This is a genomic window from Alteromonas sp. RW2A1 (assembly GCF_001886475.1).
GTDB lineage: Bacteria > Pseudomonadota > Gammaproteobacteria > Enterobacterales > Alteromonadaceae > Alteromonas > Alteromonas hispanica.
This window is the reverse complement of the sequence record NZ_CP018031.1, coordinates 2,052,534-2,076,439: the sequence shown is the minus strand read 5'-3', so window position 1 is coordinate 2,076,439 and position 23,906 is coordinate 2,052,534. Positions and strand designations below refer to the sequence as shown.

Below are 23,906 nucleotides of genomic sequence, written 5' to 3'. Positions count from 1 at the left end.
ATAAACCGTCCTCAAAAACGTTCTCTTTACTAAATATAATGCAACATCTAGCGCGATGTCAGCTCCAAAATATACTGGAGCTGACAAAGATTTTTTCTTCTAGTTATTCCCCGAAATTTCCTCCGTCGCCTCCTGACGCAGTTTCTGGGCATCCATTCCGTTTAGCCGTTCAAGGGCTCTGTCTGCGGCACTCTGACGATTTCCATCAACGTTTAGCGTACTTCCTGAGCCTGTGAGTCTTTCCAGATCCAGTGACGGTACTTCGGGTAGGTTGCCTGTTATCGATAAGATACCTATCCATTCATCCAGATTGACTTGGCTCCAATCCACCTGGTTTAACTGACTCGCGGTCAATCCTTCACAGTTTGGAGATTTCGCACTGCCCCAGCCAAGGCCCAATTGCGGACGCACTTGCTCTTGAATGATCCGTGAAAGCGGCGAAGTAAAGCAGCAATATGATTGCCGTTTCTCAACACAGGCACCTAAGAACTTAGACTTGCAGTAAGAGCCCACATAGTGGCAACTCTTCAATACCCGCTTAGCGTTCATCTCAAACTCACTCTGCTCACATTTCCAGATAAGCTGAATGAGGATCATGGTGACTGAGTAAATCATGTAGGCCGTCATAACCGTACTCAGAACCGCGCCCGCAGCGCCACCCAGCGCAAAGTTACCACCCGAAACGACACCATCGGCTCCAACTGCGCCACCAACGTTACTAAACAGTGCCGATTGCGCCCCCGAACCAAAGGTCGTACCTACCCATTCAGCCGTTTTGTTGGTCAACACCTGCATGAAGCCAGTCGCAGCTTGCTCCGCTCCCGCGCCAGCAGCCGTTGATGGCCCAGCCCCCATAAGAGAGTCCCAAGCAGACACAAAGGGCTCTTTGACCGCACTCCAAGTACTCGTGATTGGCTCCCTAAGCGTATTCCAGGAACCATAGATTGCCGACGACGGATTCATGGCCATGACTGCCGTATCAAGCTTGTTGACCGCCACAATCATTGTGATGTAATCCGATAACGACACGCCACTTGGCTTTTCACAGCAATCCACTATACCGCCAACGGCTTTTTTGCACTGGCCAGCATTACCTTTAAAGACCGTACACTCGACGTTATCTTGGCCATCAGCTCCCGTGCATGACATATCATTGGTCATAAACTGCGCCGCATTAAGCATCGCGGCGGCCTCTGCAAAGTTAGCCTGCTTGATTGACTCTGGCTCTAAACAATCTGTGCCCATACAGCGAACTGGCCCCTCACAGTTGTATTGAGTTTCCATTCGTGCATTTTGCACTTCAACGCTTTGTCCACAGTCATACACCAAACTTTGGATATAACAGAAGCCTTCATGACCAGCCCCGCCTTCAGTGCATTCGGTTCTGACATACTGGCAGGCCGGGTTTTGCTCCAGCGCGGCACACGTATTGGTGGTCGTGTTTTGTCCGTTATTGACGATGGTTTGTGTATTACCATTGGCATCTACCCAGCTATCTGAGCTGCCCATGTTGAATTCTGGATGAGCAGTCGAAGCATTGTAGGTCGCTTTTGCCCTCCAGCATGAGAGCCCCAGTCCATCAGAGCTGCCACGACTGGTTAAATGAGCAGGAGACGAAACAACCGTCGGATAAAGGCTTCCAAGATTGGCCAACTCGCCACTACCAACTGTTAACCCGTCGATTCGTTTTATGCCCGTATCCAAACACTGCCACTGCACCGCAGTGAACTGATCCGTTTGCATCAAGCATTGGTCTATGCCCGGATCACTTGATTGATGAACAACGTCTTGCTCTAAGTATTTGCCAGAGAAGGTCAAGGAAGCACTCAGTTTCGCAGGAGCCAAACACTTCTGAACTTCTCGGCTGCAAGTATCGAAATCGACTTTGTTCCAGCCGGACTCACATCTGGAACGCGTGACTTCCTGCGGTTCATGCCACGAAATAATCGACCCATTAACGACCTTGCACAATGAGCCAACCAAGGTTCCTTTTGGACAGGTCATTTCAGGGTATTTAATGGACGGTTTCGTCTCTGTGACCGTCTCCTTGTTGCCCGTCAATGAGAGTGTCGTTTTCCAGCCATTTGCCTTGGACGGCGACTCGGTGATTTTTATCTCAGTATTTTGATTATCAAACACTCTCAGCGTCGCGTTTCCAGTTTGCATGGTACTGCTGTGCTGTGGAACAAAGCTGAGCGTTTCAGAGCTAAAGCAACCGCGCTCAATGGACCAGCTTTGTTGATGGGTTTCAGCGGATACACGTCGTTCTAACTGACACTGAGTAAGCGTGCTGATCTTCTCGCACACCTGGTAATCCGGTACATGCTTGGTTTCAGTAAATGGCGTAATCGTCTGAGTAGGCTCACATGCCTCAAAACTACTCGGCATAAGATTGGATACCACGCACTTTGGATCGCTGGTTTGCAATCCACAGTCATAGGTATCGGTAAAACGAATGCATTCACCTTTATCATTGGTTTCGGCACATTCTGACGACATGAATCCACAGGAAGGATTCGCTTCAAGCACTTGGCAGGCCTGATTTTCAATCCCCTTATAGCTTTCATCATCCACACTGACTTGTACACGCCGACACAAAGGCGATATGCCAGCCACAGGGCTTGGAGCAAAGTAGGATTCACAAACTGAAACACCATTGACCACCGTACATCCGTTGGTTGAAGACGGCTGATCCGTGCATTGAATGCTGTAGTCTGAAAACTTAGTCGGGATATCCGCTGCTTGTTCGATACAGGATTGTGGCGACCAACTATCATTCATCACCACCTTGGTTGGATCAAAGCGCACCTTGATACGTGCATACCCCTCACCACTACCCGTTACCGATACGCGAATTTTTACTGGCACTTCTAAACCGGGCTCTACCGCTTTTAGCTTAGAGGTTAAGTCAGTATTAGGATTGCGCTCCCAACTTGTACTGAGCTCGCAGCGGCCAGCCGTTTCTGGTGGAAAGTTATTGTTCGGCCCAGACCAGACTTTCTGATCACCAAGCCACACTTGCATGTAGTCATCCCATTTGGCGTATTCAAGAACGGCTGAGGTAATCGCATCGGGGTTCACGACTTTGAGTGTGATGGCCTGTTCAAACACTTTACAACGGCCACTCCAGTAGTTGTCGCCAATTCGTCCAATCCAAACTTCAAGACATCCCTCACCACAAGAGCGAAGGTTCATTGGTCCTGAAACATGCTCAATAATGCCTGCCGTGTAATCGTGAGTAATCGTGCAGCTGTTAACCGCTGTATTGAGCCTGTCACATTGCTGGTAGTTTGGGCTGCCTTCACCTTGAGACTCACAGCCGGGGAAGCTTTGCGTTAATAGATTTGGGTCAGTTTGAACCGCATCAGTTAATGCCCAAAGCGGATCATTGACCATATCTGGCCGAGACCTGTCTTTGATTTCCTGTAGCGAACGAAATGCTTCACCCGTAGCGCCACTTTCGGATGCCATGCTCTCTTGGCGCTGTGTCCCCAATTGATTCATGCTGGCATCAGAGCCATAAACGCCCGTTAAGACATCCAATGAGCCCTGATCCATACCAGGGAAAAGCTCTTGCAAGTTAATGGACTCATTACCACTGCCATTCGGCACCGACAATGTATTGCCATTGAGTGCGGGCATCGTCCAGTTTTGCAGCAATTGCTTACCTTCTTGTTGTCCGCTTAAGCCGGATTGGCGCTGCACATCAGCGGCCACACCATGTAAGGGCAGGCACGCCATAGTGATTGATAAAATACCCGCTAAAACTCGGGTAAAAAGTGTTGGTTTCATGGTTAACCTCCCGAGTTACAGCAGTCTTGCCAGCGCCACAAAATGTAGAGCGCATCTTCACCGGCACCGGGGATCGTTCGCCACTCTCCCCATTTCATGGTGCTTTCACCGATGACATGCGCACTTTCAGTTTCCGGTACAGGGAAGAACATACTCATCTTGTATTGGGATTTCGGCAGCATGGGTTCGATAACAGGTCGGCATAGCGCACTGCTCCCCATTGTTCGTCTTGCAAGACCACGCCTGTGTTGAGCCGCGATTGCACGCGCCGCTAAATGGCTGGTGTTTTCTGCTAATGAACCAAAGGCTAAGGTGTGGCCAGATAACGGATAGAGATGGCCCCAACTGCCAGCACACCAAAACAACTGATCGATGGGTTTACCAAGCGTTGATGAAGCAGCGTCAGCGGTACAAGCAGAGATAGCCAATGGATTAGCAACAGCAGCAGCTTCAGGCTGAGTAAAAAAGGCCAGTTCATCGTTCAGCCATGTTGGGTCCAATTCCGACAAATACATCAAGTCAAAATCCATGTAACCATCGGCATTGCAATTGCCATCCATGAACAAATCGAGCATGACCAAAAGCGGAAAGGCGTAATAATGGTAATGATAGAAAGCAAGATCACCGGTATCGTATTCACCTTCACCATGACCACCTTGCAATCGCCTATCACCTAACGGTAAGCGAATCCCTCCCAGTGAAGGCGAACAACCCGGCGTTCTGACCAGTTCAATCAGACGCGCTGGCTCCCACATGCTGGTAACAATACCTGGCCTTGGCACACCTAAGTTGTCTTCACATAAGCAAAACGACTTGTTTGATGCGCCGCTTGGGACACTGCCAGAGCCAAGTGGAAGACCTGCAACCCGGATAGGAAAAATGCATGACCAGCAAACATCCGTCAGCAACTTACCGGACAATAAACCCGCGTCTGGGCAGGTCAGTTCGGCTTTAGCAGAAATAGATGCGCCCAGGACAAACATGACAACGAGAGTCCGCAACAGACGATACGTATTATTGAGCTTTTTCATGAACAAGCTCCTTTGCTGGAATTTCTTCTATTTCAAACGCGAGCCCCTTTGCTTGAACAAACGATGGGGTGACTTGCAGATCAAAGCGCTGCTTTAGCGAGGCATTGAGAAGGTAAACCGGACTGTCCAATGTCTTTTCGAGCGCATTGAGGCTATTCCAACCTTGAGTACGGTCGAGCTGCGTGGTGATAAGCGTAATGCGGCGCAGTGTCCTATCTTGCGTCTCAAGCCAATGCGCAACTGCGTCCACTTCTTCAGCGTTCGACGCATTAAACACCACAAGCTGCTGAGTAAACGGCAAGGCTTTTAGCGGGTTAATACGCGTTCCTGCTGGGATCAATGTTCGGCCATTGGCATCCAATAGTGGCCGCTTCATGACGATGGTTGGATCAACCATTCTTATCCGATACTGCGTGGCTTTGGGTAAGTCAGTGAAAGTTTGGCGAGACCAGAAACGCTCAATGGCTTTTTTCTTTAATGCGCCCAGGTCAATCGACTGTAAACGCTGCATCGCTACTTGCACCAAATCCGGTTCTAAAATGGAATGAATAGGACCGCGTTGACCCAATGAACCGGTATTGCCTGTTTCAATTTGACGCTGCAACCAGTCGTTGCTGTAAACCCCTAGTGCACTTGCAGTCACCTTGTCATCTTCTATGCGGAAAATGGCAGGCACGCTAGTCACCCGCCAGTGCACAAAGGCTTTCGGATCGATTCGAACCTGAGGAACAGGATCAAGCCCCGTCATCAGCGTATGCCAATCACGGATAGCCGCCCCCAAGGTCTTTCCTTCAGGAATTCCCCGAAACAACACAATAGCGCCGGTAGCACTGGCCTCTTTAAATAGCTGCTTCAGTGACGAATCTCCCAGTGAAGACGACGCAAAAATCAACCATTCATCGTTGTGTTTGAGCGACGCAGGTTGTTCAATCGGTGCAAAAGGCTCAATAAATTCAGATGAACCATCCACAGCACTTTGTAAAATGCTGCGGCTCATTTCGACGATCTTTTTGTCTTCGTCAGACAACGGAAAAGGCTCTTGTGCCCAGGACACTTGAACCCAAGCCAATGGCGCAACCAACAAAAATAAGAGACATAGTCTTTGCATCATCTACCTCCTACCAAAGCGGCCAAGCGCGACCGACAATCTGCTCGCGCTTAACGGCGTTCCAATAGCGGGAGTCGAAACTCGTTGCGGCCTCACCGGAAAACCAATACTCGTTTTCTTGCAGCGTCAATGAGCGGCTAAATTCTGTTTCAGCCACACCAAGACGCTGGGCTAATGCCATGCCGGTAGAGACTTCAGCACCATTCACCAGTACATGCTCAGGCGTCACCTTGACTTCATCCCCTGGCATCCCTGTTAGGCGTTTCAGCATCCGAGTACCGTCGTTATATAACGGAGCAAGTCCTTTTGAGTGGAAGGCATACAAACCATCCTTAACGGGCTCTTTATTCCATAGGTCAATCAGATACACCGTGGTATCAGGCAGGCAGCGCTCTTGCTGGGTATCAATACCTATTCGGTAGCGCATCATGGCGTAGGTGCCTACCAAGGCCATGATTAACGCAAGAACAGTCAACCGGATGAGGTATGGCCGCCAAGGCATTCTTTTACGGAGTATCTGCATGAGACACCTCCTTTGAGCCTACTGGCACAAATACGGAATCATCAGCACCCACCACCGCTTGGGCATCCAGCACGATAAAACCGGCTGTTTTTAACTTTTCAATTTGCTGATTGGTCTGAAGCAACCTGGATTCGATGTCTTGTTCGCTGGCATTGGGGCCCAGTGACAACACCGCCTCCCCAAAATCTACGACTGCAATGGGCGTACTTAACGCCAACTGGCTGTGGATGGGTTCGAGTGTTTTCATTAAGAGCCAGCTGGTCATTAAACCGCTGCCTGCAATAGACAAAGTAATAGAGGCCATAAATGGCCAAAGCGTGGTCTTATTCATAGCCTCGCTCCTTCAACAACTGAGAGATGGCATCAGCAACAGAAAGGCCTTTGCGCGTTAACTGTTTAATCGCGTTTACATCTTCTGCACGGGACGAGTACAACAGCTTGTGAAACGGATCGACAATGAGGCGGCCAATCCCGGTGCCCATTTCGGTAATAAAGAAAATCTCGGAATAGACACCCGTGACGGTATGAACCGTTTTCAGGTATTCATAGCCGCCTTCACCTAGTGGCAAGCGGCCTTCTTTTTTGAGCGCGTTGATGGTTTCAGCTTTTTGGCCAAGCAGGTACATATTGGCCGAGTTTTCAGCGATGGCTTTACCTGTTGGGCTGTCATACAAATCGTTGACCGACTGCGTTACCGTTACAGCACTGCCGCCATATTTTCGAAATCGACGGTAACCCGTCTCAATGAACTTACCGACATCACCTTGAGTCAGCAGATCCCAAGCTTCATCAATGAACACAATCTTGCGACGATCCCGCTCACCTAAGTACATCTCTTGTTGGATTTGGTAGATAAGCTGAAGCAACACTACTTGTTGTAGATGCTTACGCCCCTTAAGCTCTTCTAACTCCAGAACGGTGAAACGGTTTTTGAAGCGAATATTGTTGTGGCCATTAAAGAATCGGCCATATTCGCCCTGTGTCGTAAACGGATAGAGCTGCTCACCCACGTCTTGCACACGTCGGTCTTCATGATTTTTTAAAGCCTCTGCCACATCATCAACCAACATGGCACGACCTTTTTTCTCCCACAGTTCACGGGTCTGACGCTTTAGGTTTGCCATCTGAAAATCGGTTAATGACTGCGTAGGTGCGGCCATTGCGGCCAATAACCCAACCAACACATCCGCTTCTTCGTCATAGTCCTCAACGATTTCAAACGGATTTAAGCAAATGCCACTGTCTCGCCCGAACTGTAAGAACTCACCGTCATAGACTTCACACAGCTTTTCATAAGAGCGGCCAACATCAATCACCCAGCATTGCCCGCCTTCTGATAGGTAGGAGGAGATGATTTCGTTCACCAGGAATGACTTACCCGATCCCGATTGCGCCGCGATGCAACAATTGTAATTACTGCCCGAGTCATAAAGGGACACACTCATGATCTGGCCATTACGGGAAACAAAGTTAATCACCGGCGTGCCAGTGCCTTTCCAATCCGCAAACAAAGGCAACAGAGGGATCACATGCCGTGTCGCCATGGTCTTGAATCGAAACAAGTCGTTCATCGCCTGGCGGTCGGCACCAAATGGCAGGGCATTCAGAAAAATGGGCAAACAGAAGTACTTGTCTTCCATCAGCTCAAATCCGAGTTCTTTGAAATAGGTTCGAGCATTTGAAACAGAACTGATGGACGCTTCTTCCGTTGGGGAAAACAGCGTCAAAGTCATATTTGCCCGAATAGGACGATCACCTTCTTGCAAAGCTTCAAAAAGAACATCAAATCTCTTTTTCTTGGCTGCAAGCACCGGCACAAACTTGAGCATCGGGCCATAGGCCTGATTGACCGCCCACTGACGCTTCGTCTCTAAACGAGATCGCATCGCCTCAGCTGAGGGAAAGTGAATGGTGACATTTAGCAAAAAGCTGCCGCGTAAACCGCGACTGCCCGTCATCATATCGCCCGCAAAACTTGCGGCATGACCAAACCAGATCCGCTCAGGCAAGCGTTTAAACGATAAGGTTTTAACTCGGTAATCGCCCAGCATCAGACCTTGGCTATCCACCTTGATAGCTCGGTCATAATCCAACACTTGCTCCCGAAGTGGTTTATCTGCCTCACTGCGGATTGGTGATGGATTACGCCAGGAAGCATCTTTTCCCCAGTTAAGCTGAGCACTTATTGCCGCGAGCCAGTTTCGGTCAGTCATCTCAGTGACGCGAAAACCAACCGTTGCCAGCGCTTGCGAGAAAGAAGCCCGAAGCGCGGATGCTCGACTCAACTCACGCTCCGTCGGAATAGGACTTTCCAAAGGCAATTTGCAGGTGACGATCAGTTGAAAGTTGCGTACCTGAGTCTGGGTCGATTCTTCTATCGATTGAACCGTGCCCCCATCGAGGAAATCCGCACGTTTGCGTATCGACGCCCTAAGCAATGGATCAGATTGACGATGCCGTAAGCCCATCATGCGCTGAAGGTCGGTTTGAATATCAGGCGAGGCGTAAAGGCCAAATTGCAGCAAAGTGTCTTTTGGCCAGTCGTTGTTGAGTAGAACATTAACCCTGTCTGCAACAGACTCATCACCACCCGGCAATGGGTCACATAGAAAACCAAAGCCAACACTTTGGTCTTCCATGAAAAACAGTTGCTCATCGTCTGAATAGGCCAATACTGGCAATAGCTCTGAAGCGCGTTGTCCTGAATACAAAGAGGCTTTCATTAACGCCCCTCCAACCAAGCAGAAAGGTCATAAGGACGACCTCGGCTGATGCGACCATCATTGGCGACAATGAAAGGCACACCTTGAATGCCCAGAATTTGAGCCGTCACCAAGGTACGCTGCATTGGTTCTAAGTTGCAGGCATCATCCTGTTCTAGGTTACCAATCCGGCCATTCAGCAATGCATCGGTGGCCGCTTTCTTGTCACGCGCACAGCCAAGCTGGCGAACCTGACGCTCTGAATCTGGACCAAGCACTGGCACAGGGAGAATTTGGAAGGTGTATTCTTTGGTTAACGGCAGGGCTTGTTTCAAAAGCTCATGGCAATGTGGGCACCGAGGGTCAACAAAGACCACCACTTTCTTTTTGCCTTCGCCTAAAGTCAGTGGGTTCAAATCATCCATTTTTAAGCCAAGGCGACTTAAGTCCAGCGTGTTTCCCGCTTCTCGAATTTCTTCAAGGCTGGTAAGCGGCTTTTTGGACCAGGCATCATAGAGCGTGCCATCAATGACGAACCGGCCACTGTCTGACATAAAAATAATACGGTTATTGCTTTCGACCGCTTTCATACCCGTGACAGGTAAAGAAACCATGCCGTCAATTTTGCCAACGGGCGACACTTCAGACACAGGTTCAGCTTGAACAAAAGGAGACAGCGCAAGCGCCAGAATAAATGGAGATAGTTTTCGCATGAGGAGTCCTCGTTAATGTAAATCGAGGCTCCAGTCTATGCAGTTGTCCTATGTGGACTCGGTTAGATAGATTGAAGAATTGAATACCTTACTAAATAGCTGCTCCGAAGTGTAGATCACCTGCGAAGGTGAACTCAGTGTTGAATGAGCGATCAGATAAGTCTCCAAACCGCACTTTACAGAAGCACTTGGTGGTTTTGAAACCGCCCCCTACAGGTAGATTTCGAGAGGCCTTCTCTCATCAGAAATACAGATCCAAAAGGTATTAACCTTTTGTTCGTGGCACACGCCAGCACAACACTTTGATTTTATCGCGCTGTTTTTGGTGAACAGGAATAATGCGCCACTTACTAACGGTAAATCGGTGTCACTTTCGATAATCGCGGCAAGGCCGTTGATGGACTTTCTAAAATCGACACTTTCACGATACAGATAAATCTCTAGTGAGCTCAGCATGCCTTTCATGATAGCGCACCGATGAGTTCAGCCAGGTTACTTACTGGCGTGCATTGGGGATTGCGCAGTTCGATATCATTGACGAAGAGTGTCATGTTGGCGGTTGCCACTTGGGCCTGATACTGAGTTATCTTTTCAACGACTTCTGCTCTAACAAAACCTTGAGATGCGCCAGTGTTGTTGAGTTGCTGGCGCTTGGCAGAGAACGTTGAGGGATTGAGTTGATTGAGCTTACAAAATGTGAGTGTTGATAATGAACTCGATTCAGATTGCTTGATTAGCGTTTGCCATTATTGGTTGGTGCATCGTTTGCCATTTTAAATCTCCTTATGGTTGGAGACTTGATCTTATTCTGCGTGTTAGGTGATTAGAATGCGCGGTTTATGAGGCGCTTACGCTCGATTTGCAAGTTCGTCGAGGAAAGCAGATATTCAGAGTAATAAGGCTCTGTTTTGCCGGAGAAATACGATTTTGCATCTGGCTTATCAACCTCCCGCGGGAAACCTACTAAGCGGATGATGTTATGGCAATCTATCGTTGTCGCTGGCAGGTGAAGTTGCGATTCAAAGAGTTGAAATCCCATACAAACTTGCAGAAATTTATGGCGGCACAGAAAGCGATTGTAGATGGTTTGGTATGGTCAAGCCTGCTCGCTCTGATCATTCGGCGAAGCGTCTTTCTTCAAATCATGCCATCAGTCTAGCTATTCAAGGCCGCCAAAAATGTGGAAATTTGGCTGTTGCCGATCTTGAAAGCATCAGCCAGCACGCATGGTCAGAAATAGCGGAGAGGATAGATTGGGCGACCCGTTATATAACGAAGAACGCCCAAAAAGCCCAACAGTCAAAAGACAAACAAAACATCACGTTAGATGGGATACTGCATGGGCTTAATTCTTAAGGTCCAGTCTATGAATGAATGCCCTGAATGCGAAATTTAAAGTTGCCTCATTCAGGAGGCAACCGTAAAAGGAAAATACTAATCCCGAGGAGGGAAGCCTGCTTCAATTAGAGCATAGGAGACCTTTTCAACTGATAATGAAGTTTTTACCGTCACCTTACGAGTCGGAGGATCAGTTAAAACTGTAGCCTCTGGGTCTATATCCTTAATTGCTTTAGTTACCGTCCGGGCGCAGCCCCCACATGTCATATTTTCTAAATGAAATTGCATTTATATACCTCCAGTTTGGTTTGAGTACTTCTGATTGTAGGGCTTTCCACTGTTGTAAGGTCAAGGTCTAAACTCATTTCACTCTGATATCTTTTCACTAAAGATTGACTATACTTTCTGCGTTTTTTCTTAATGACAGATTTCTTACTATAACGTAAAACACCGGCGTAAGTAGTAATCCAAAGAAGGTTACACCAAGCATACCGGCAAACACTGCAATACCCATGGCGTGACGCATTTCTGCTCCAGCACCACTAGCTAGTACAAGAGATATCACACCAGCAATAAATACAAGAGAAGTCATCAAAATAGGACGCAAACGTAAGTACGCTGCCTCGAGTACGGCCCCAAGCGGTGATCGTCACTAATTCTCCTGAGTCCTTGCAAAATCAACGATTAAAATGGCATTTTTTGCGGCCAGCCCGACTAAAACAACGAAGCCAATTTGAGTATAGATGTTATTATCACCGTTTAGATCCATATACCGCCAATTGCAGAAAGGAGTGCCATTGGTGCAATAAGCAGCACAGCAAATGGAAGCGACCAACTGTTGTACTGAGCGGCAAGAATCAAGAATGCAAAGAATACCGCCAATGGGAAAATATACAGTGCGGAATTGCCCGCTAATTTTTCCTGATAGGTCAGATCAGTCCATTCGTACGCCATACCTTCAGGTAGATTTTCCTTAACTATTTTCTCAATAGCATCTGTAGCCTGACCAAAAGAATATCCTGATGCAGTACCTCCCGTAATATCAGCGGATGGATAGCCGTTGTATCTCATAACGCGATCAGGATCTGAAGTTAGTTTGATATTGATCAATACTTATAAAGGGATCATATCACCAGCAGAATTCCTGACTTTCAATAATCCAATATCGTCTGCCTGCATACGGAATGGGGCATCAGCTTGAGTTATTACACGGTAGGTACGGCCAAATCCATTAAAATCATTGACGTAAAGCGATCCCAAATTTACCTGTAATACATCAAAAATGTCGGTCAAAGCTACCCCCTGAGATAGTCCGGATCTGCTCCAGACTGATACCTAATACTTTGCAACTTAGTATAAGCTGCAACCGCTCAACTTGCTCCTGCCTTTATTGCCTTTAGTTGTTGCTATAACGATCAGGAGCAGGTAAAAGACCCTGAGCCTCGTAGAACCCAGGGAGTCCTCGTTAGCTTTGCAAGCTCGCCGGTTTTCATACTCATCTACACACGCATGGAGGCGACTGCCACCATGCGTCATTTCTTGGTACGAATATCCAATACCAGTGCCAGTAGGGAAAAACTAACTATCGACTCGCTTGCGCCACACCACTTGGTGTGCTCTCTGTCCACCCGCCTCCCAGAGCCTTGTAGAGCGCGATAAGGTTGCTCAACCGAGCCAGACGCGTACGCACCAACGTCTGCTGCGCGCTGTACAGCGTACGCTGCGCGTCAAGCAAGGTGAGGTTATCGTCCACACCTTCCCTGAAACGTTGCTCGGCCAGGTCATACATGCCCTGACTAGCAGCAACCAGGAATTGCTCTGAACGAATCTGCTCATCAAGTGTTCGCTTGCCGGCAAGGCCATCAGCCACTTCACTAAAAGCAACTTGAATGGACTTCTCGTAGTTGGCGATCTCGATGCGCTTTTTTACGTGCGCCACATCCAGATTGGCGCGCAACGCGCCACCCCGGAAAATAGGCACCGTAATCTGCGGCAAGAAGCTCCAGGCGCGCGAACCCGATTCGAAGAGCCCATCAAGCGATGCGCTTGCCGTCCCCGCCGAACCCGTCAAGCTGATGGTGGGGAAGAAAGCGGCTCGCGCTGCTCCGATACTGGCGTTGGCACCCAGAAGTACCTGCTCGGCCGCGCGCACATCCGGTCGGCGCACGAGCAACTCAGAAGGTAGGCCACTGGGCAGTTCGGTCGGCACGATGCCATCCGGCAGCACTATGGCTTTGTCAAGTTGCTGCGACAGCTCAAGCGTCAGCGGCTGGCCGAGCAGTAGCACTAGCGCGTTTCGGTCTTTGGCCGTTTGACGTGTGTAGTCCGCGAAGTTGGCCTCGGCTGTACGCAGTACAATTTCCGAGCGGCGCACGTCAAGTTGCGTGGCATTGCCAGCCTCGAACAGTTGGGCAGTAAGTTCATGCGAACGCTTTTGCGTGCCGAGCGTCTCGCCTGTTAACTGCAGTAACTCCTGGTCAGCCCGCAACGTGAGATAGGCGTTAGCAACCTCAGAGATCAAACTCATCTGCGTCGCTATGCGAGTCTCGTCCATAGCCAAGTAGGAAGCCAGCGCTTGGTTGCTGAGGCTGCGGATACGGCCCCAGACGTCCAGTTCCCAGGCAGCGGTCACCCCAGCAACCTCGTAACGACGCACGACGTCGGCAGCGCCGGTGTTGCTGAGATCGGCTGGCAGTCGTTCTGCGGCCCCTCTGCCGGATACCCCCAAGTTCGGGAGCACCTCAGCGCGCTGAATGCGGTACAGTGCCTGCGCCGCCTCAACGTTGAGCGCAGCTTTGCGCATGTCGCGGTTGCTCTCCAGCGCGATACCGATCAATTGTTGCAACAGCGGGTCGCGGAAGAAATCTCGCCAGCCGATATCGGCCGCGTCCGTGACTGGGGCCTCTGGCGTCGCTTTCGCCGGTTCTGCATAGGCCGCGCCCGAAGGATATACTATATCAATCGGCGCTGGCGGCCGATCGTACTTGGGTGCCATGGAACAACCGGCTAACGCTATCGCGAAAGCTACCGGTGCCAAGCTCTTGGCAGGTTGTGTGAGTGCGAAAGGTTTCTTCATCTCAAAATTCCTCCTGGCCGTTATGCTTGTCGCTCATACCGACGCGGGCTTGACTGGCTTCACGACGCAACGCCAGCTTGCGCACTACGACGTAGAACACCGGCGTGAGCACCAGACCGAATGCCGTCACGCCCAACATGCCGGCGAACACAGCGATACCCATTGCGTGACGCATCTCGGCACCCGCTCCACTCGCGAGCACCAGCGGTATCACGCCAGCGATAAAAGCCAGTGACGTCATCAGAATCGGGCGCAGCCGCAGCCGCGCCGCTTCAAGCACGGCCGCCAACGGATCGACACCTTCACTCTCCTTGGCACGGGCAAACTCCACGATCAGAATTGCATTCTTGGCTGCCAGGCCTACGAGCACCACGAAGCCAATTTGCGTGAAGATATTGTTGTCGCCGCCCGTAAGCCAAACACCGGCGATCGCCGAAAGCAACGCCATGGGCGCGATCAACAGAACAGCGAATGGAAGCGACCAACTGTTGTACTGAGCTGCCAGGAACAAGAATGCCAACAGCACTGCCAACGCAAAAATGTAGATGGAGGTGTTGCCAACCCGCTTTTCTTGGAACGTCAAGTCAGTCCATTCGTAGGTCATGCCGTCCGGCAGCGATTCGCTCACGATCTTCTCGATCGCGGCAGTAGCCTGGCCAGACGAATAGCCCGGTGCTGGTCCGCCGCTGATGTCAGCTGATGGGAACCCGTTGTAGTGCATCACTCGATCGGGACCGGAGCTACGTGAGATCGTCGCGATCGCGCTCAACGGGATCATGTCCCCCGAAGCGTTCCGCACCTTCAGCATGCCAATGTCTTCAGCCTGCATACGGAACTTCGCATCGGCCTGCGTCATCACTCGGTAAGTTCGGCCAAATCGATTGAAGTCATTGACATAAAGCGAGCCCAGATTGATCTGCAGCGTGTCAAAAACTTCGGTCAGCGACACACCTTGCGACTTGGCCTTTACGCGGTCGATGTCCACCTGCAACTGTGGAGCATTGGCCTGGAAGCTGGCCAACATGTTGGCCAGCTCAGGCGCTTGCATGGCTTTGCCCATGATCTGACCTTGGGCCTGTGCAAGTGCGTCTGGCCCCAGGCCCGCACGGTCTTCGATCTGCAACTTGAAGCCGCCCATTGAACCCAGGCCAGGCACCGGTGGCGGAGGAAAAATCCCGACGAAGCCGTCCGGTATTTGACTGAATTTGCCCATGAGCCTGCCTTGAATGGCGAACGCCGACAACGACGGGTCCTTTCGTTCGTTGAAGGGCTTGAGCATGGCGAACACCAGCGCGGTGTTGGGCTGATTCACTGGGCCGTTGAAGGAGAAGCCGGGGAATGCCATCACGCTTTCGACGCCAGGCTCGGCAAGCGCGATCTTGCTCATTTCCTTGACAACCGCGTCGGTGCGGTCCAGCGAGGCACCAGTCGGAAGCTGGGCGATGCCCACGAGGTAATACTTGTCCTGTGCGGGCACAAAGCCGGCAGGTACCTTATGAAAGCCCAGCCACGTCAACCCCAGGAAACCGACATAGAGCAGCAGCACCACAGCACTTCCGCGAACTGCGCGGCGCACGCCTCCGACATAAGCATTCGAGGCGCTGTCAAAGAAGCGGTTGAAGCGGCGGAAGAAGCCACCAAACAGGCCGTCGATGAGGCGCGTGACTCGATCGGGCTGGGCCGCGCCATGATGCGGCTTGAGCAGGATGGCGGCCAGCGCGGGCGCAAGTGTGAGCGAATTGATCGCCGATAGGATGGTCGAGAACGCGATGGTCAGCGCGAACTGGCGATAGAACTCGCCTTGCAGCCCAGACAGGAACGCCGAGGGAATGAAGACCGCCGCCAGCACCGAGGTGATGGCCAGGATCGGGCCAGTAACCTCGTCCATGGCTTTGAGCGCTGCGTCCTTGGGCGACTCGCCAAGTGCCATGTGGCGCTCCACGTTTTCTACCACGACGATGGCGTCGTCCACAACAATGCCGATTGAGAGTACGAGGCCGAACAATGACAGTGTGTTCAACGAGAAGCCGAACATGTGCATTACGGCGAAGGTGCCGACCAGCGAGACCGGCACGGCGATCAGCGGGATGATCGACGCTCTCCAGGATTGCAGGAACAGCACCACCACGATCACCACCAGCAGAATCGCCTCTAGCAGCGTGACCGCTACAGACTGAAGCGAGGCCCGCACGAAGACCGTAGGATCGTAGGCGATCTTGTACTCGATGCCCTCTGGAAAGCTTGCTTGTAGACGATCCATCGTCGCGCGTACCGCGCTAGACACATCTAGTGCATTGGAGCCAGGCGTCATCAGGATCTGAATGCCAACCGTGTTGCCGCCATCAAGTTGGGCGCGCATGGTGTAGTTCTCCGCACCTAACTCCACACGTGCCACGTCGCGCAAGCGTGTAACCTGGCCGTGGGTGCCAGCCTTGATGACGATATCGCCGAATTGCTCTTCGGTGGTGAGACGCCCGAGTGCGTTGACGGTGACCTGAAAGGCAGACGAGGCGTTAGGCTGCTGACCGATAGAGCCGGCCGCAACCTGCACGTTCTGCTCCCGAATGGCGGCGACCACATCGCTAGCGGTCATGCCACGAGACGCAACCTTTTCGGGGTCGAGCCAGACCCGCATCGCGTACTCACCCTCACCACCAAGCAACACGTTGGCGATGCCCGGCAGGCGTGCCAGTTCGTCACGGACGTTGAGCATCGCGTAGTTGGACACATACAGCGGGTCGTAACGATCCCCTGGCGATAGCATGTTCACAACCATCAGGATGTCGGGCGCGGTCTTCTCAGTCACAACGCCGATGCGTTGGACCTCGGGTGGCAACCGGGGTAGCGCACGCGACACCCGGTTCTGCACCTGGATTTGCGCGATATCGGCGTTGATGTGTTGCTCGAAAGAGATGGTGAGCACCATCTTTCCGTCCGTGGACATCTGGGACTGCATGTACATCATGCCTTCCACGCCGTTGATGGCTTGCTCTAGCGGCGATGCCACGGTGTCGGCAATCACTTGCGGATTGGCGCCGGGATAGCTCGCCGTGACCTGTACCGTTGGGGGGGTAACCTGAGGGTACTCGCTCAGTGGCAACTGGAAGTAGCTGATCGCGCCCGCGATCAGCATCAGCACCGAAAGGACGATTGCGAAGATAGGGCGGTTGATGAAGAAACGGGGGAAATTCATTTGCGAGCCTCCGCTGAGCCAGCTGCGCTGTCAGCCTTGACCTGATCGGCCCCAGCCGCCCCAGCGGCCTTGGCAGACTCCGCAGGGACTGCCGGGGCACTAGCCGCAGTCTTAGTCGCGTCGGGAGCGCCGGCGGCCGGTGCTGCCGGCCCCTGCATGGGCACCATGCGCGGCGTGACAGTCATACCAGGTCGTACGAGGCCTTTGATTATGATTTTTTCGCCACCCTGCAGGCCACCGTTTATAACGCGCAGACCGTCGACTACGGGACCCAGCTCAATCGGACGATACTGAGCTTGGTTGTTTTCACCCACGACCAGAACATAGTTTCGGCCTTGATCGGTGCCAACCGCTTGGTCGTCGATGAGGACGGCCTGCCGAGAGCTTGCGGTGGAGAGCTTGGCCCTCGCAAACAGCCCAGGCGTCAGCCGTCCATCAGGGTTGGGGACGACCGCGCGAGCGCGGATCGTGCCGGTACTTCTATCAATCGCATTGCCGACGAAGTCGAGCACGCCCTTGTACGGAAAGTTTCTGTCAGTGCTCAAGCCTACTTGAACGGGCAACGAAGCATGAGTCCCTGAACCAGGTCTCGAGCGGCTCACCACATTGACGTAGGTTGCCTCATCGATGTCGAAATAGACGTGCACAGGATCGATGGACACGATCGTGGTAAGTAGCGTGGCTGCTCCTGCACCGCCGCCGCTGACCAGGTTGCCCTCGGTCACCAGCACTCGGTCCACGCGCCCGGCAATTGGTGCCGATACCCGCGCGTAGGACAGGTCGAGCTGCGCCGCTGCGACTGTGGCCTTTGCCGCCTGTACCTGCGCCTGACGCGCATTGCGTGCGGAGACTGCATCGTCATAGGTCTTCCGAGACAGGGCGCCAGTGGCAACAAGCCGCTCGGCACGATCAAAGTCGGCCTGAGCCTGACTGGACAGCACCTCAGCCTGCCGCAACTGCGCCGTGGCGGTGTCGAGCGCGACTTGGAAAGGCCGTGGGTCAATCTGGAACAACAATTGCCCCTTGCGTACCAGACTTCCCTCGGGCACGCTCACCGCGTCGACGGCCCCCCCACACGCGAGCGCAACTCGACCACCTTCGGTGCGGCCAAAAAGCCGGTGAACTCAGTTGACGGCGTGATTGTGCGCGTGATGGCCTCAGCCACAGGCACCTGCGGTGCCATCGGTGCGCCAGCTGGTGGTGCTGCTGGTTTACTTTCATCCTTGCCATCTCGGGCAGCCACCGCTATCCCCCCGACGGCCGCGATGACGCTAGCTACCAAAATGATCCTGATTTTTTTATGCATGGAAGTTACCTTTTTTATTACGGGGCTTCGGTCCATCCGAAGCGGTTCGCATATGTTTCTAAAGGCTAGCCCTTACAACCACGTCAAGGTCAAGCCTTTTTCGATGACCATGACGAGCATGGGACTGGACTACAAGCTCTGGAACCTTCCGGCCTCCCGGTGAACGCATGAGATGCAGTTACGGCCGAAAGGGACGCATCTGAGCCCATTATCCACGTCCGATCATCCCATCTATTTAAACTCGTTGTTCTAAAGGCATTCGTTTATCGCCTAACATCGATGTTTTCGGAGATCGATTTACAGATGAAGATATGGAAGGGCTTGGCGCCGCAACAACGGCAGTTCAAGCCCTCTGCAATACCTCAATGGGCATCCTGTACGGACACAGAGCTTTGATGACCTCCGTTCTGGCCATCGGCTGGCTCTTGGGCACCCTTAAAGCGGAGTAGGCGCAGCGCATTGAGCGTGACCAAAGCGGTGGCACCGGTGTCGGCCAGCACAGCAACCCAAAGGCCAGTGATACCCAGCACACTGGTGACTAGGAACAGGCCCTTGAGGCCAATGGCGAACACTACGTTCTGGTGGATGTTGGCCATCGTCGCGCGGGACAGCGCCACCAGGTGCGCAACGTCCGTGACGCGGCTCTTGAGCAGAGCAGCGTCTGCGGTCTCTAGGGCCACGTCGGTGCCGCCGCCCATGGCGATCCCTACATCGGCGGTCGCCAAGGCCGGCGCGTCGTTGATGCCGTCGCCGACCATCGCCACCTTCGCGTCGCGCTTCAAGTCGTTGACCAGGCGCAACTTGTCTTGCGGAAGCAACTCACTCTCCCACTCGATATCCAGCTTGCCGGCGATGGCCTGCGCAGTTCTCCGATTGTCACCGGTGAGCATGACCGAGCGCACACCCATCGCCTTGAGCTGGGCCACGCCTTCGCGGGCGTCACGGCGAGGTTCGTCACGCAAGGCCAACAGGCCCATGACATTCTTGCTTGCTTCGTCGAACAGAACCACCACCGTCTTGCCACCATCTTCCAGCTTGGCGATTTCCTGCTGGTGCGCGAGGGTCAGCGTGGCCATCTGCCCTGCATGGACGGGCGATCCCACGGCTAGCTTGCTGCCGTTCACGGTAGCGCGAACTGCCTTGCCCGGGATAGCGAATGCTTCGGTGGCTTGTGGAACCTCCACATCGAGGCTCTTGGCGTGGGCAACGATTGCCTTCGCCAACGGGTGATTCGATCCAGACTCGACGGCGGCGGCGAGCGCCAGTACCTGTTGCTGCTTGGATTGCCCGAAAGGCACGACTTCAGTGATGCGCGGCTTGCCCTCTGTCAGCGTGCCAGTCTTATCGAAGGCGACTGTGCGAACGCGACCAATGGTTTCCAAGGCGTTGCCACCTTTAATCAGCAAACCTCGGCGAGTAGCAACAGCCAGTCCCGAGGCAATGGCCGCCGGCGTTGACAAAACCAAGGCGCACGGGCACGCGATTAGCAGCAAAGCAAGACCACGGTACAGCCAAGTGCCCCAATCACCACCCATGGTAAGCGGGGGAACCACGACGATCAGCGCCGCGATGGCCATCACGGCCGGGGTGTAGTAACGGCTGAACTTTTCGATGAAGCGTGCCGTCGGCGCCTTGGAGGATTGAGCTTGCTCGACGAGCTGGATGATGCGCGAGATGGTGTTGTCCGATGCAGCCTTCTCAACCAGAACTTCAAGCACACCGTCGACGTTGATCGAGCCGGCAAATACGTCATCGCCACCGGCCTTTTGACGCGGCACGGACTCCCCTGTGATCGGAGATTCATCGAGACTGCTTTCGCCGCGGAAGATCTTGCCGTCAGCGGGCACTCGATCACCCGGGCGCACCAAAACCCGGTCGTTCACGCTCAGGGAGGCAGCGGGCACTTCGCGCTGCCCACCATTGGCGTCGAGCAAGACAGCAGTTTTAGGCACCAGAGAAGCCAGCGCTTTAATGCCGGCGCGGGCGCGGCCAGCGGCCACACTTTCAAGCAGCTCGCCGACCGCGAACAGGAACACCACAGCAGCGGCCTCCTCGGCCTCGCCAATCACGAGCGCGCCCAGCGAGGCGACAACCATCAGTGTTTCGATGGAGAACGGGGAGCCAGATATGGCCAGCGCGAAGGCTTTGCGCGCGAACGGGAGTACGCCAGCGATCACGGCAGCGGCGAAGATCCATTCGGCATAGCCGGGGATAAATTGAGCAACTGCATAGGCCGAGCCCATGAGAGCTGCTAGGCCCTGCACATGCTTACCCTTCTTCGTCTGCCACCAGCGTTGAGTGATAGCTGAGGGCACGCGGGCAGGCGCGGCAGGCGAGGATCCATCAAGGCGGCGCACGTCGGAGACGCCGAAACCCAGGCTTTTGATGGTCTTCTCGATGTCGCCAATATGTGTAGGACTTCCAGACGCGAGCGTCAGCTCAAGCGTTTCTGCCGTGAAGTTGATGCGGGCATCTGATACGCCCGCCATGCGAGCAAGAGCCGTTTCAATCTTGCCAACGCAGCTCGCGCAGTCCATGCCTTCCACGTGCATCGAAACGTTGGGTGGGTTACCAGGGGGCTCGCGGCGAGCGTGTGAGGTGTGATCATGTCCACTGCAGGAGCCGTGTTCATGCCCGCCGTTTGTCTTTTGCGTGTGGCCGTGCCCATGATCACCGCCGCAAGCGTGACCATCCTTGTGATCTTCGCTGTGGTCATGTGCATGGACCGATTGGCGCGATACGGCCGCAATCGAGAGCGACGACACTGGCAGTTCTTCCACACCGAACCCCAAAGTTTTGATTTTCTTAGCTACATCGCGAGCAGTGAAGCGGCTTTTCAGATTGCGAGTCAACGTCAGCGTTTCACTAGAAAAATTGACTTGCACGTCCGTCAGCCCATCCATTCGGGAAAGGGCCTTCTCGATTTTGCCGACGCAGCTCGCGCAATCCATGCCCTCCACACGGAAGCTCAGCTGCTCCCTAGCCTTGTCCTGGTACTCCGTTATTTCCCTTGTCATATCTACCTCCAAGTTCTCTGAACACTTTGCAAGTTAGGTTCGCCGCACGCCGCACATACTGCTTAAATATAACAAACACATGAACATACATCCATGTGTTAATCATTAAAAAAGAAGGCTGTTGTCCTTCTGTTTACGATCGTCTGTGGTTGTGGCGTGCGGCGTGCGGCGCACGTGCTTACAGTTTCGACACATTTTCAAAATGCAGATTGAATTTTAGCACACATATGAAGATATGTTCAATTATTTAATTCATGAAGTTAGCATGGTTAATTTCTACGCTCACGATGGGGGGGAGTGAAAGCTGGCGTCGGCTGATGAGGCCCAGGGGATTGAGTGCGGTCAGATTCATACAACCGTCACCCAAACATCACGCATGGGCGAAGTCGCGCTTACTCAGGACTTGGATGGCGCATTACAGTTGCTGACGGGCTGGCACCTCTCTTGCGCAATCGCGAAAATGCCCAGCAAAAAGTAGGCATCTTTGCGTTCGACGCAATTCGCAATCATTCCTCAGAGAAGTGACAGACCATGTCCTGAAACACTTGACTGATGTGCTCATCCGCGATGCCGTAGAAGATATGTTTCGCCTGACGTTATCCACGCACAAGTCGAGCTCCACGCAGGAGCCGCAGATGATGACTGACCAAGAATTGGGATAGATCGAGCGTTTCTGCGATGTCGCCCACCGCGACTGATCCGCGCATGCACTGTAGCAGGATCTTCAGGCGCGATTGATCTCCTAACAGGAGAAAAGTCTCAGCGAGAACAGCGACGTCACTATGAGAGAGCGCCAAGAGCTCTGGGGCCGAACGCTGAGCATTGGTGGCGCAATTCTGAGCATTGTCGCCATTGGCGTGTTTTCGAGAAGTCATGGATTTCTTGTCCCTGAGCTGCCAGCACTACGCTGGCTGCAGCATCAGTGTTGATGACCCGGGACGGAATGGTCGTGCTTATGACCCTTTTCATGGCTGTGGCTAGTGTCATGCTCATGTGGGGTGTGCCCTTGCGGCCCACCTGTCGGCTGCAAGCTGCAAAGGTTCTTTTCACCAGGAGAGTTCCATTCGATCCCGACCGTCACGTGCTCGATGCCAAATTGCTCTCGAAGCACCACCTCTACGCACTTGACCACGGTGCGCGCTTCCTCAGCCACACTAGGGCGAACGTGCAGCGTGGCCATCGTGCGACCAGAGGTAAGCTGCCATACATGCACATGACTGACGGCCGCCAAGCCAGGCACCGCGCCCATCAGGCCTTGTTCCACCTGCTCCGGAGAAGCGTCCTCGGGCGCACCTTCGAGCAAAATGTGGATCGATTTCGCCAGGAGCTTCCAGGCGCTGCGCAGGATCAGGGCTGCCACCAGCACCGACAGGATGGGGTCAATTGGCGTCCAACCAATGAGATAGATGACCACTGCAGCGACGATGGCACCGACCGAGCCCAGCAGGTCGCCCATCACGTGCAGGATGGCCCCCTTCACGTTGACGTGATCGGTCTCTCCGCGGGTCATGATCCACAACACCAGAACGTTTACCAACAATCCAAGCACGGCGACGATCATCATCGGGCCGGCAAGGATGGCGGGCGGAGCTTGCAGTCGCTCCCATGCTTCATAGGCGATCCATGCCACGATCACAAAGAGCGTCACAGCGTTCAGGAAGCCGGCGATGACCTCGAACCGAAGGTAGCCAAAGGTGCGCTTGCTGTCAGCTGGTCGGCGCCCGAACCGGAATGCCGCGTATGCCAGAGCCAGCGCTGCTGCATCGGTCAGCATGTGGCCCGCATCGGCCAGAAGGGCCAGCGAGCCCGACAGCACGCCGCCGACAGCCTCCACGATCATGAAGCCGAAGATCAGGAAGAAGGACAGCAAGACCTTGCGTTCGTTAGCGCCGGTCACTTTTGGAGTGTGGTCATGGTCGTGACCATGTTCATCGTGCGATTGGGACATCAGGGCCTCGCGCAGAAATTAGGTGGTTGACTGTACGTAAAATATAATACATGAACATATGTTTATGCAATGTATTTTTAGCAAACCATACTAAGGACTGCGAAAGATGAGTGGCGGCGATGCGGCTATTTAGTACGCCTATCCTCTTGGCCACACCCT

The 23,906-nt window shown here is 53.2% G+C and carries 18 protein-coding genes and 4 pseudogenes; 3 read left to right on the top strand and 19 right to left on the bottom strand.

From position 1 onward, the window contains the following. Positions 1-99: 99 nt before the first annotated feature. The 9 genes from traN to BM528_RS19065 all read right to left on the bottom strand — a co-directional run bounded on the left by traN (position 100) and on the right by BM528_RS19065 (position 10,603). Positions 100-3,792, bottom strand: coding sequence for a conjugal transfer protein TraN (gene traN / locus BM528_RS09335; RefSeq protein ID WP_015066573.1), 3,693 nt, complete (start codon positions 3,790-3,792; stop codon positions 100-102). 2 nt (positions 3,793-3,794) lie between these two features. Further along, positions 3,795-4,823, bottom strand: a complete 1,029-nt coding sequence (locus tag BM528_RS09330) for a TraU family protein (RefSeq protein ID WP_015066572.1) — start codon at positions 4,821-4,823, stop codon at positions 3,795-3,797. Further along, positions 4,807-5,934 (bottom strand): TrbC family F-type conjugative pilus assembly protein, encoded by a 1,128-nt coding sequence (locus BM528_RS09325; RefSeq protein WP_442855904.1) that lies wholly within the window; start codon positions 5,932-5,934, stop codon positions 4,807-4,809. The genes BM528_RS09330 and BM528_RS09325 overlap by 17 nt, the downstream gene beginning before the upstream one ends. 7 nt (positions 5,935-5,941) lie before the next feature. Next, the gene (locus tag BM528_RS09320) at positions 5,942-6,454 is read right to left on the bottom strand and encodes a S26 family signal peptidase (RefSeq protein ID WP_015066570.1); all 513 of its coding nucleotides are present in this window, start codon (positions 6,452-6,454) and stop codon (positions 5,942-5,944) included. After that, the gene (locus BM528_RS09315; protein WP_015066569.1) at positions 6,438-6,785 is read right to left on the bottom strand and encodes a hypothetical protein; all 348 of its coding nucleotides are present in this window, start codon (positions 6,783-6,785) and stop codon (positions 6,438-6,440) included. Before BM528_RS09315 ends, BM528_RS09320 begins: the two co-directional genes overlap by 17 nt. Then, the gene (gene traC / locus BM528_RS09310) at positions 6,778-9,177 is read right to left on the bottom strand and encodes a type IV secretion system protein TraC (RefSeq protein WP_015066568.1); all 2,400 of its coding nucleotides are present in this window, start codon (positions 9,175-9,177) and stop codon (positions 6,778-6,780) included. The genes BM528_RS09315 and traC overlap by 8 nt, the downstream gene beginning before the upstream one ends. Next, positions 9,177-9,869, bottom strand: a complete 693-nt coding sequence (locus tag BM528_RS09305; protein ID WP_063527513.1) for a DsbC family protein — start codon at positions 9,867-9,869, stop codon at positions 9,177-9,179. The genes traC and BM528_RS09305 overlap by 1 nt, the downstream gene beginning before the upstream one ends. Before the next feature lie 210 nt (positions 9,870-10,079). Further along, positions 10,080-10,334 (bottom strand): IS66 family insertion sequence element accessory protein TnpB, encoded by a 255-nt coding sequence (tnpB, locus tag BM528_RS09300; protein ID WP_011788498.1) that lies wholly within the window; start codon positions 10,332-10,334, stop codon positions 10,080-10,082. After that, positions 10,331-10,603 carry a hypothetical protein gene (locus tag BM528_RS19065; RefSeq protein WP_071979591.1) on the bottom strand — a complete coding sequence of 91 codons (273 nt, stop codon included), beginning with the start codon at positions 10,601-10,603 and terminating at the stop codon, positions 10,331-10,333. Before BM528_RS19065 ends, tnpB begins: the two co-directional genes overlap by 4 nt. A 119-nt stretch (positions 10,604-10,722) precedes the next feature. Between BM528_RS19065 and BM528_RS09290 the strand changes: the two are divergent. After that, positions 10,723-11,225: pseudogene (locus BM528_RS09290) on the top strand (IS4 family transposase); the annotation flags it as partial. 78 nt (positions 11,226-11,303) lie between these two features. Here BM528_RS09290 and BM528_RS09285 read toward each other — a convergent pair. From BM528_RS09285 to BM528_RS09245, 7 genes and pseudogenes are all read right to left on the bottom strand, one after another. Then, positions 11,304-11,495 carry a heavy-metal-associated domain-containing protein gene (locus BM528_RS09285; RefSeq protein WP_015066565.1) on the bottom strand — a complete coding sequence of 64 codons (192 nt, stop codon included), beginning with the start codon at positions 11,493-11,495 and terminating at the stop codon, positions 11,304-11,306. A 97-nt stretch (positions 11,496-11,592) separates the two neighbouring features. Further along, positions 11,593-11,976 (bottom strand): annotated as a pseudogene (locus BM528_RS19060) (efflux RND transporter permease subunit). Further along, positions 11,967-12,467: pseudogene (locus BM528_RS19055) on the bottom strand (efflux RND transporter permease subunit). Before BM528_RS19055 ends, BM528_RS19060 begins: the two co-directional pseudogenes overlap by 10 nt. A 16-nt stretch (positions 12,468-12,483) precedes the next feature. Next, positions 12,484-12,576 (bottom strand): annotated as a pseudogene (locus BM528_RS19050) (hypothetical protein); the annotation flags it as partial. Positions 12,577-12,789: 213 nt separating this feature from the next. Further along, positions 12,790-14,283 (bottom strand): efflux transporter outer membrane subunit, encoded by a 1,494-nt coding sequence (locus BM528_RS09255; protein WP_011788495.1) that lies wholly within the window; start codon positions 14,281-14,283, stop codon positions 12,790-12,792. Between the two features lies 1 nt (position 14,284). Next, positions 14,285-17,476 (bottom strand): efflux RND transporter permease subunit, encoded by a 3,192-nt coding sequence (locus tag BM528_RS09250; RefSeq protein WP_071979589.1) that lies wholly within the window; start codon positions 17,474-17,476, stop codon positions 14,285-14,287. Next, a complete protein-coding gene (locus BM528_RS09245; RefSeq protein ID WP_269464979.1) occupies positions 17,473-18,525 on the bottom strand; it encodes an efflux RND transporter periplasmic adaptor subunit in 1,053 nt (350 codons plus the stop codon). The genes BM528_RS09250 and BM528_RS09245 overlap by 4 nt, the downstream gene beginning before the upstream one ends. Between BM528_RS09245 and BM528_RS18955 the strand changes: the two genes are divergently transcribed. After that, positions 18,460-18,945, top strand: coding sequence for a hypothetical protein (locus BM528_RS18955; RefSeq protein WP_269529793.1), 486 nt, complete (start codon positions 18,460-18,462; stop codon positions 18,943-18,945). The genes BM528_RS09245 and BM528_RS18955 overlap by 66 nt on opposite strands. A 199-nt stretch (positions 18,946-19,144) precedes the next feature. On the opposite strand, the gene BM528_RS09240 is transcribed toward BM528_RS18955, so the two are convergent. Continuing rightward, the gene (locus BM528_RS09240; protein WP_011788492.1) at positions 19,145-21,799 is read right to left on the bottom strand and encodes a heavy metal translocating P-type ATPase; all 2,655 of its coding nucleotides are present in this window, start codon (positions 21,797-21,799) and stop codon (positions 19,145-19,147) included. A gap of 336 nt (positions 21,800-22,135) precedes the next feature. Between BM528_RS09240 and BM528_RS18495 the strand changes: the two genes are divergently transcribed. Continuing rightward, the gene (locus BM528_RS18495; RefSeq protein ID WP_148290650.1) at positions 22,136-22,324 is read left to right on the top strand and encodes a hypothetical protein; all 189 of its coding nucleotides are present in this window, start codon (positions 22,136-22,138) and stop codon (positions 22,322-22,324) included. A 71-nt stretch (positions 22,325-22,395) separates the two neighbouring features. Here the strand turns inward: BM528_RS18495 and BM528_RS09235 are convergent, their stop codons facing one another. Together BM528_RS09235 and BM528_RS09230 are read right to left on the bottom strand one after the other, a co-directional pair. Continuing rightward, entirely contained in the window at positions 22,396-22,674 is a 279-nt protein-coding gene (locus BM528_RS09235; RefSeq protein ID WP_011788491.1) for an ArsR/SmtB family transcription factor, read from the bottom strand. Positions 22,675-22,718: 44 nt separating this feature from the next. Continuing rightward, the gene (locus BM528_RS09230; RefSeq protein WP_011788490.1) at positions 22,719-23,747 is read right to left on the bottom strand and encodes a cation diffusion facilitator family transporter; all 1,029 of its coding nucleotides are present in this window, start codon (positions 23,745-23,747) and stop codon (positions 22,719-22,721) included. Positions 23,748-23,906: the final 159 nt, after the last annotated feature.

Excerpts from the sequence above, each read along its gene's own strand:
- traN (WP_015066573.1), bottom strand. The coding sequence starts at position 3,792 with ATGAAACCAACACTTTTTACCCGAGTTTTAGCGGGTATTTTATCAATC.
- BM528_RS09330 (WP_015066572.1), bottom strand. The coding sequence starts at position 4,823 with ATGAAAAAGCTCAATAATACGTATCGTCTGTTGCGGACTCTCGTTGTC.
- BM528_RS09325 (WP_442855904.1), bottom strand. The coding sequence starts at position 5,934 with ATGATGCAAAGACTATGTCTCTTATTTTTGTTGGTTGCGCCATTGGCT.
- BM528_RS09320 (WP_015066570.1), bottom strand. The coding sequence starts at position 6,454 with ATGCAGATACTCCGTAAAAGAATGCCTTGGCGGCCATACCTCATCCGG.
- BM528_RS09315 (WP_015066569.1), bottom strand. The coding sequence starts at position 6,785 with ATGAATAAGACCACGCTTTGGCCATTTATGGCCTCTATTACTTTGTCT.
- traC (WP_015066568.1), bottom strand. The coding sequence starts at position 9,177 with ATGAAAGCCTCTTTGTATTCAGGACAACGCGCTTCAGAGCTATTGCCA.
- BM528_RS09305 (WP_063527513.1), bottom strand. The coding sequence starts at position 9,869 with ATGCGAAAACTATCTCCATTTATTCTGGCGCTTGCGCTGTCTCCTTTT.
- tnpB (WP_011788498.1), bottom strand. The coding sequence starts at position 10,334 with ATGAAAGGCATGCTGAGCTCACTAGAGATTTATCTGTATCGTGAAAGT.
- BM528_RS09285 (WP_015066565.1), bottom strand. The coding sequence starts at position 11,495 with ATGCAATTTCATTTAGAAAATATGACATGTGGGGGCTGCGCCCGGACG.
- BM528_RS09255 (WP_011788495.1), bottom strand. The coding sequence starts at position 14,283 with ATGAAGAAACCTTTCGCACTCACACAACCTGCCAAGAGCTTGGCACCG.
- BM528_RS09250 (WP_071979589.1), bottom strand. The coding sequence starts at position 17,476 with ATGAATTTCCCCCGTTTCTTCATCAACCGCCCTATCTTCGCAATCGTC.
- BM528_RS09240 (WP_011788492.1), bottom strand. The coding sequence starts at position 21,799 with ATGACAAGGGAAATAACGGAGTACCAGGACAAGGCTAGGGAGCAGCTG.
- BM528_RS09235 (WP_011788491.1), bottom strand. The coding sequence starts at position 22,674 with ATGACTTCTCGAAAACACGCCAATGGCGACAATGCTCAGAATTGCGCC.
- BM528_RS09230 (WP_011788490.1), bottom strand. The coding sequence starts at position 23,747 with ATGTCCCAATCGCACGATGAACATGGTCACGACCATGACCACACTCCA.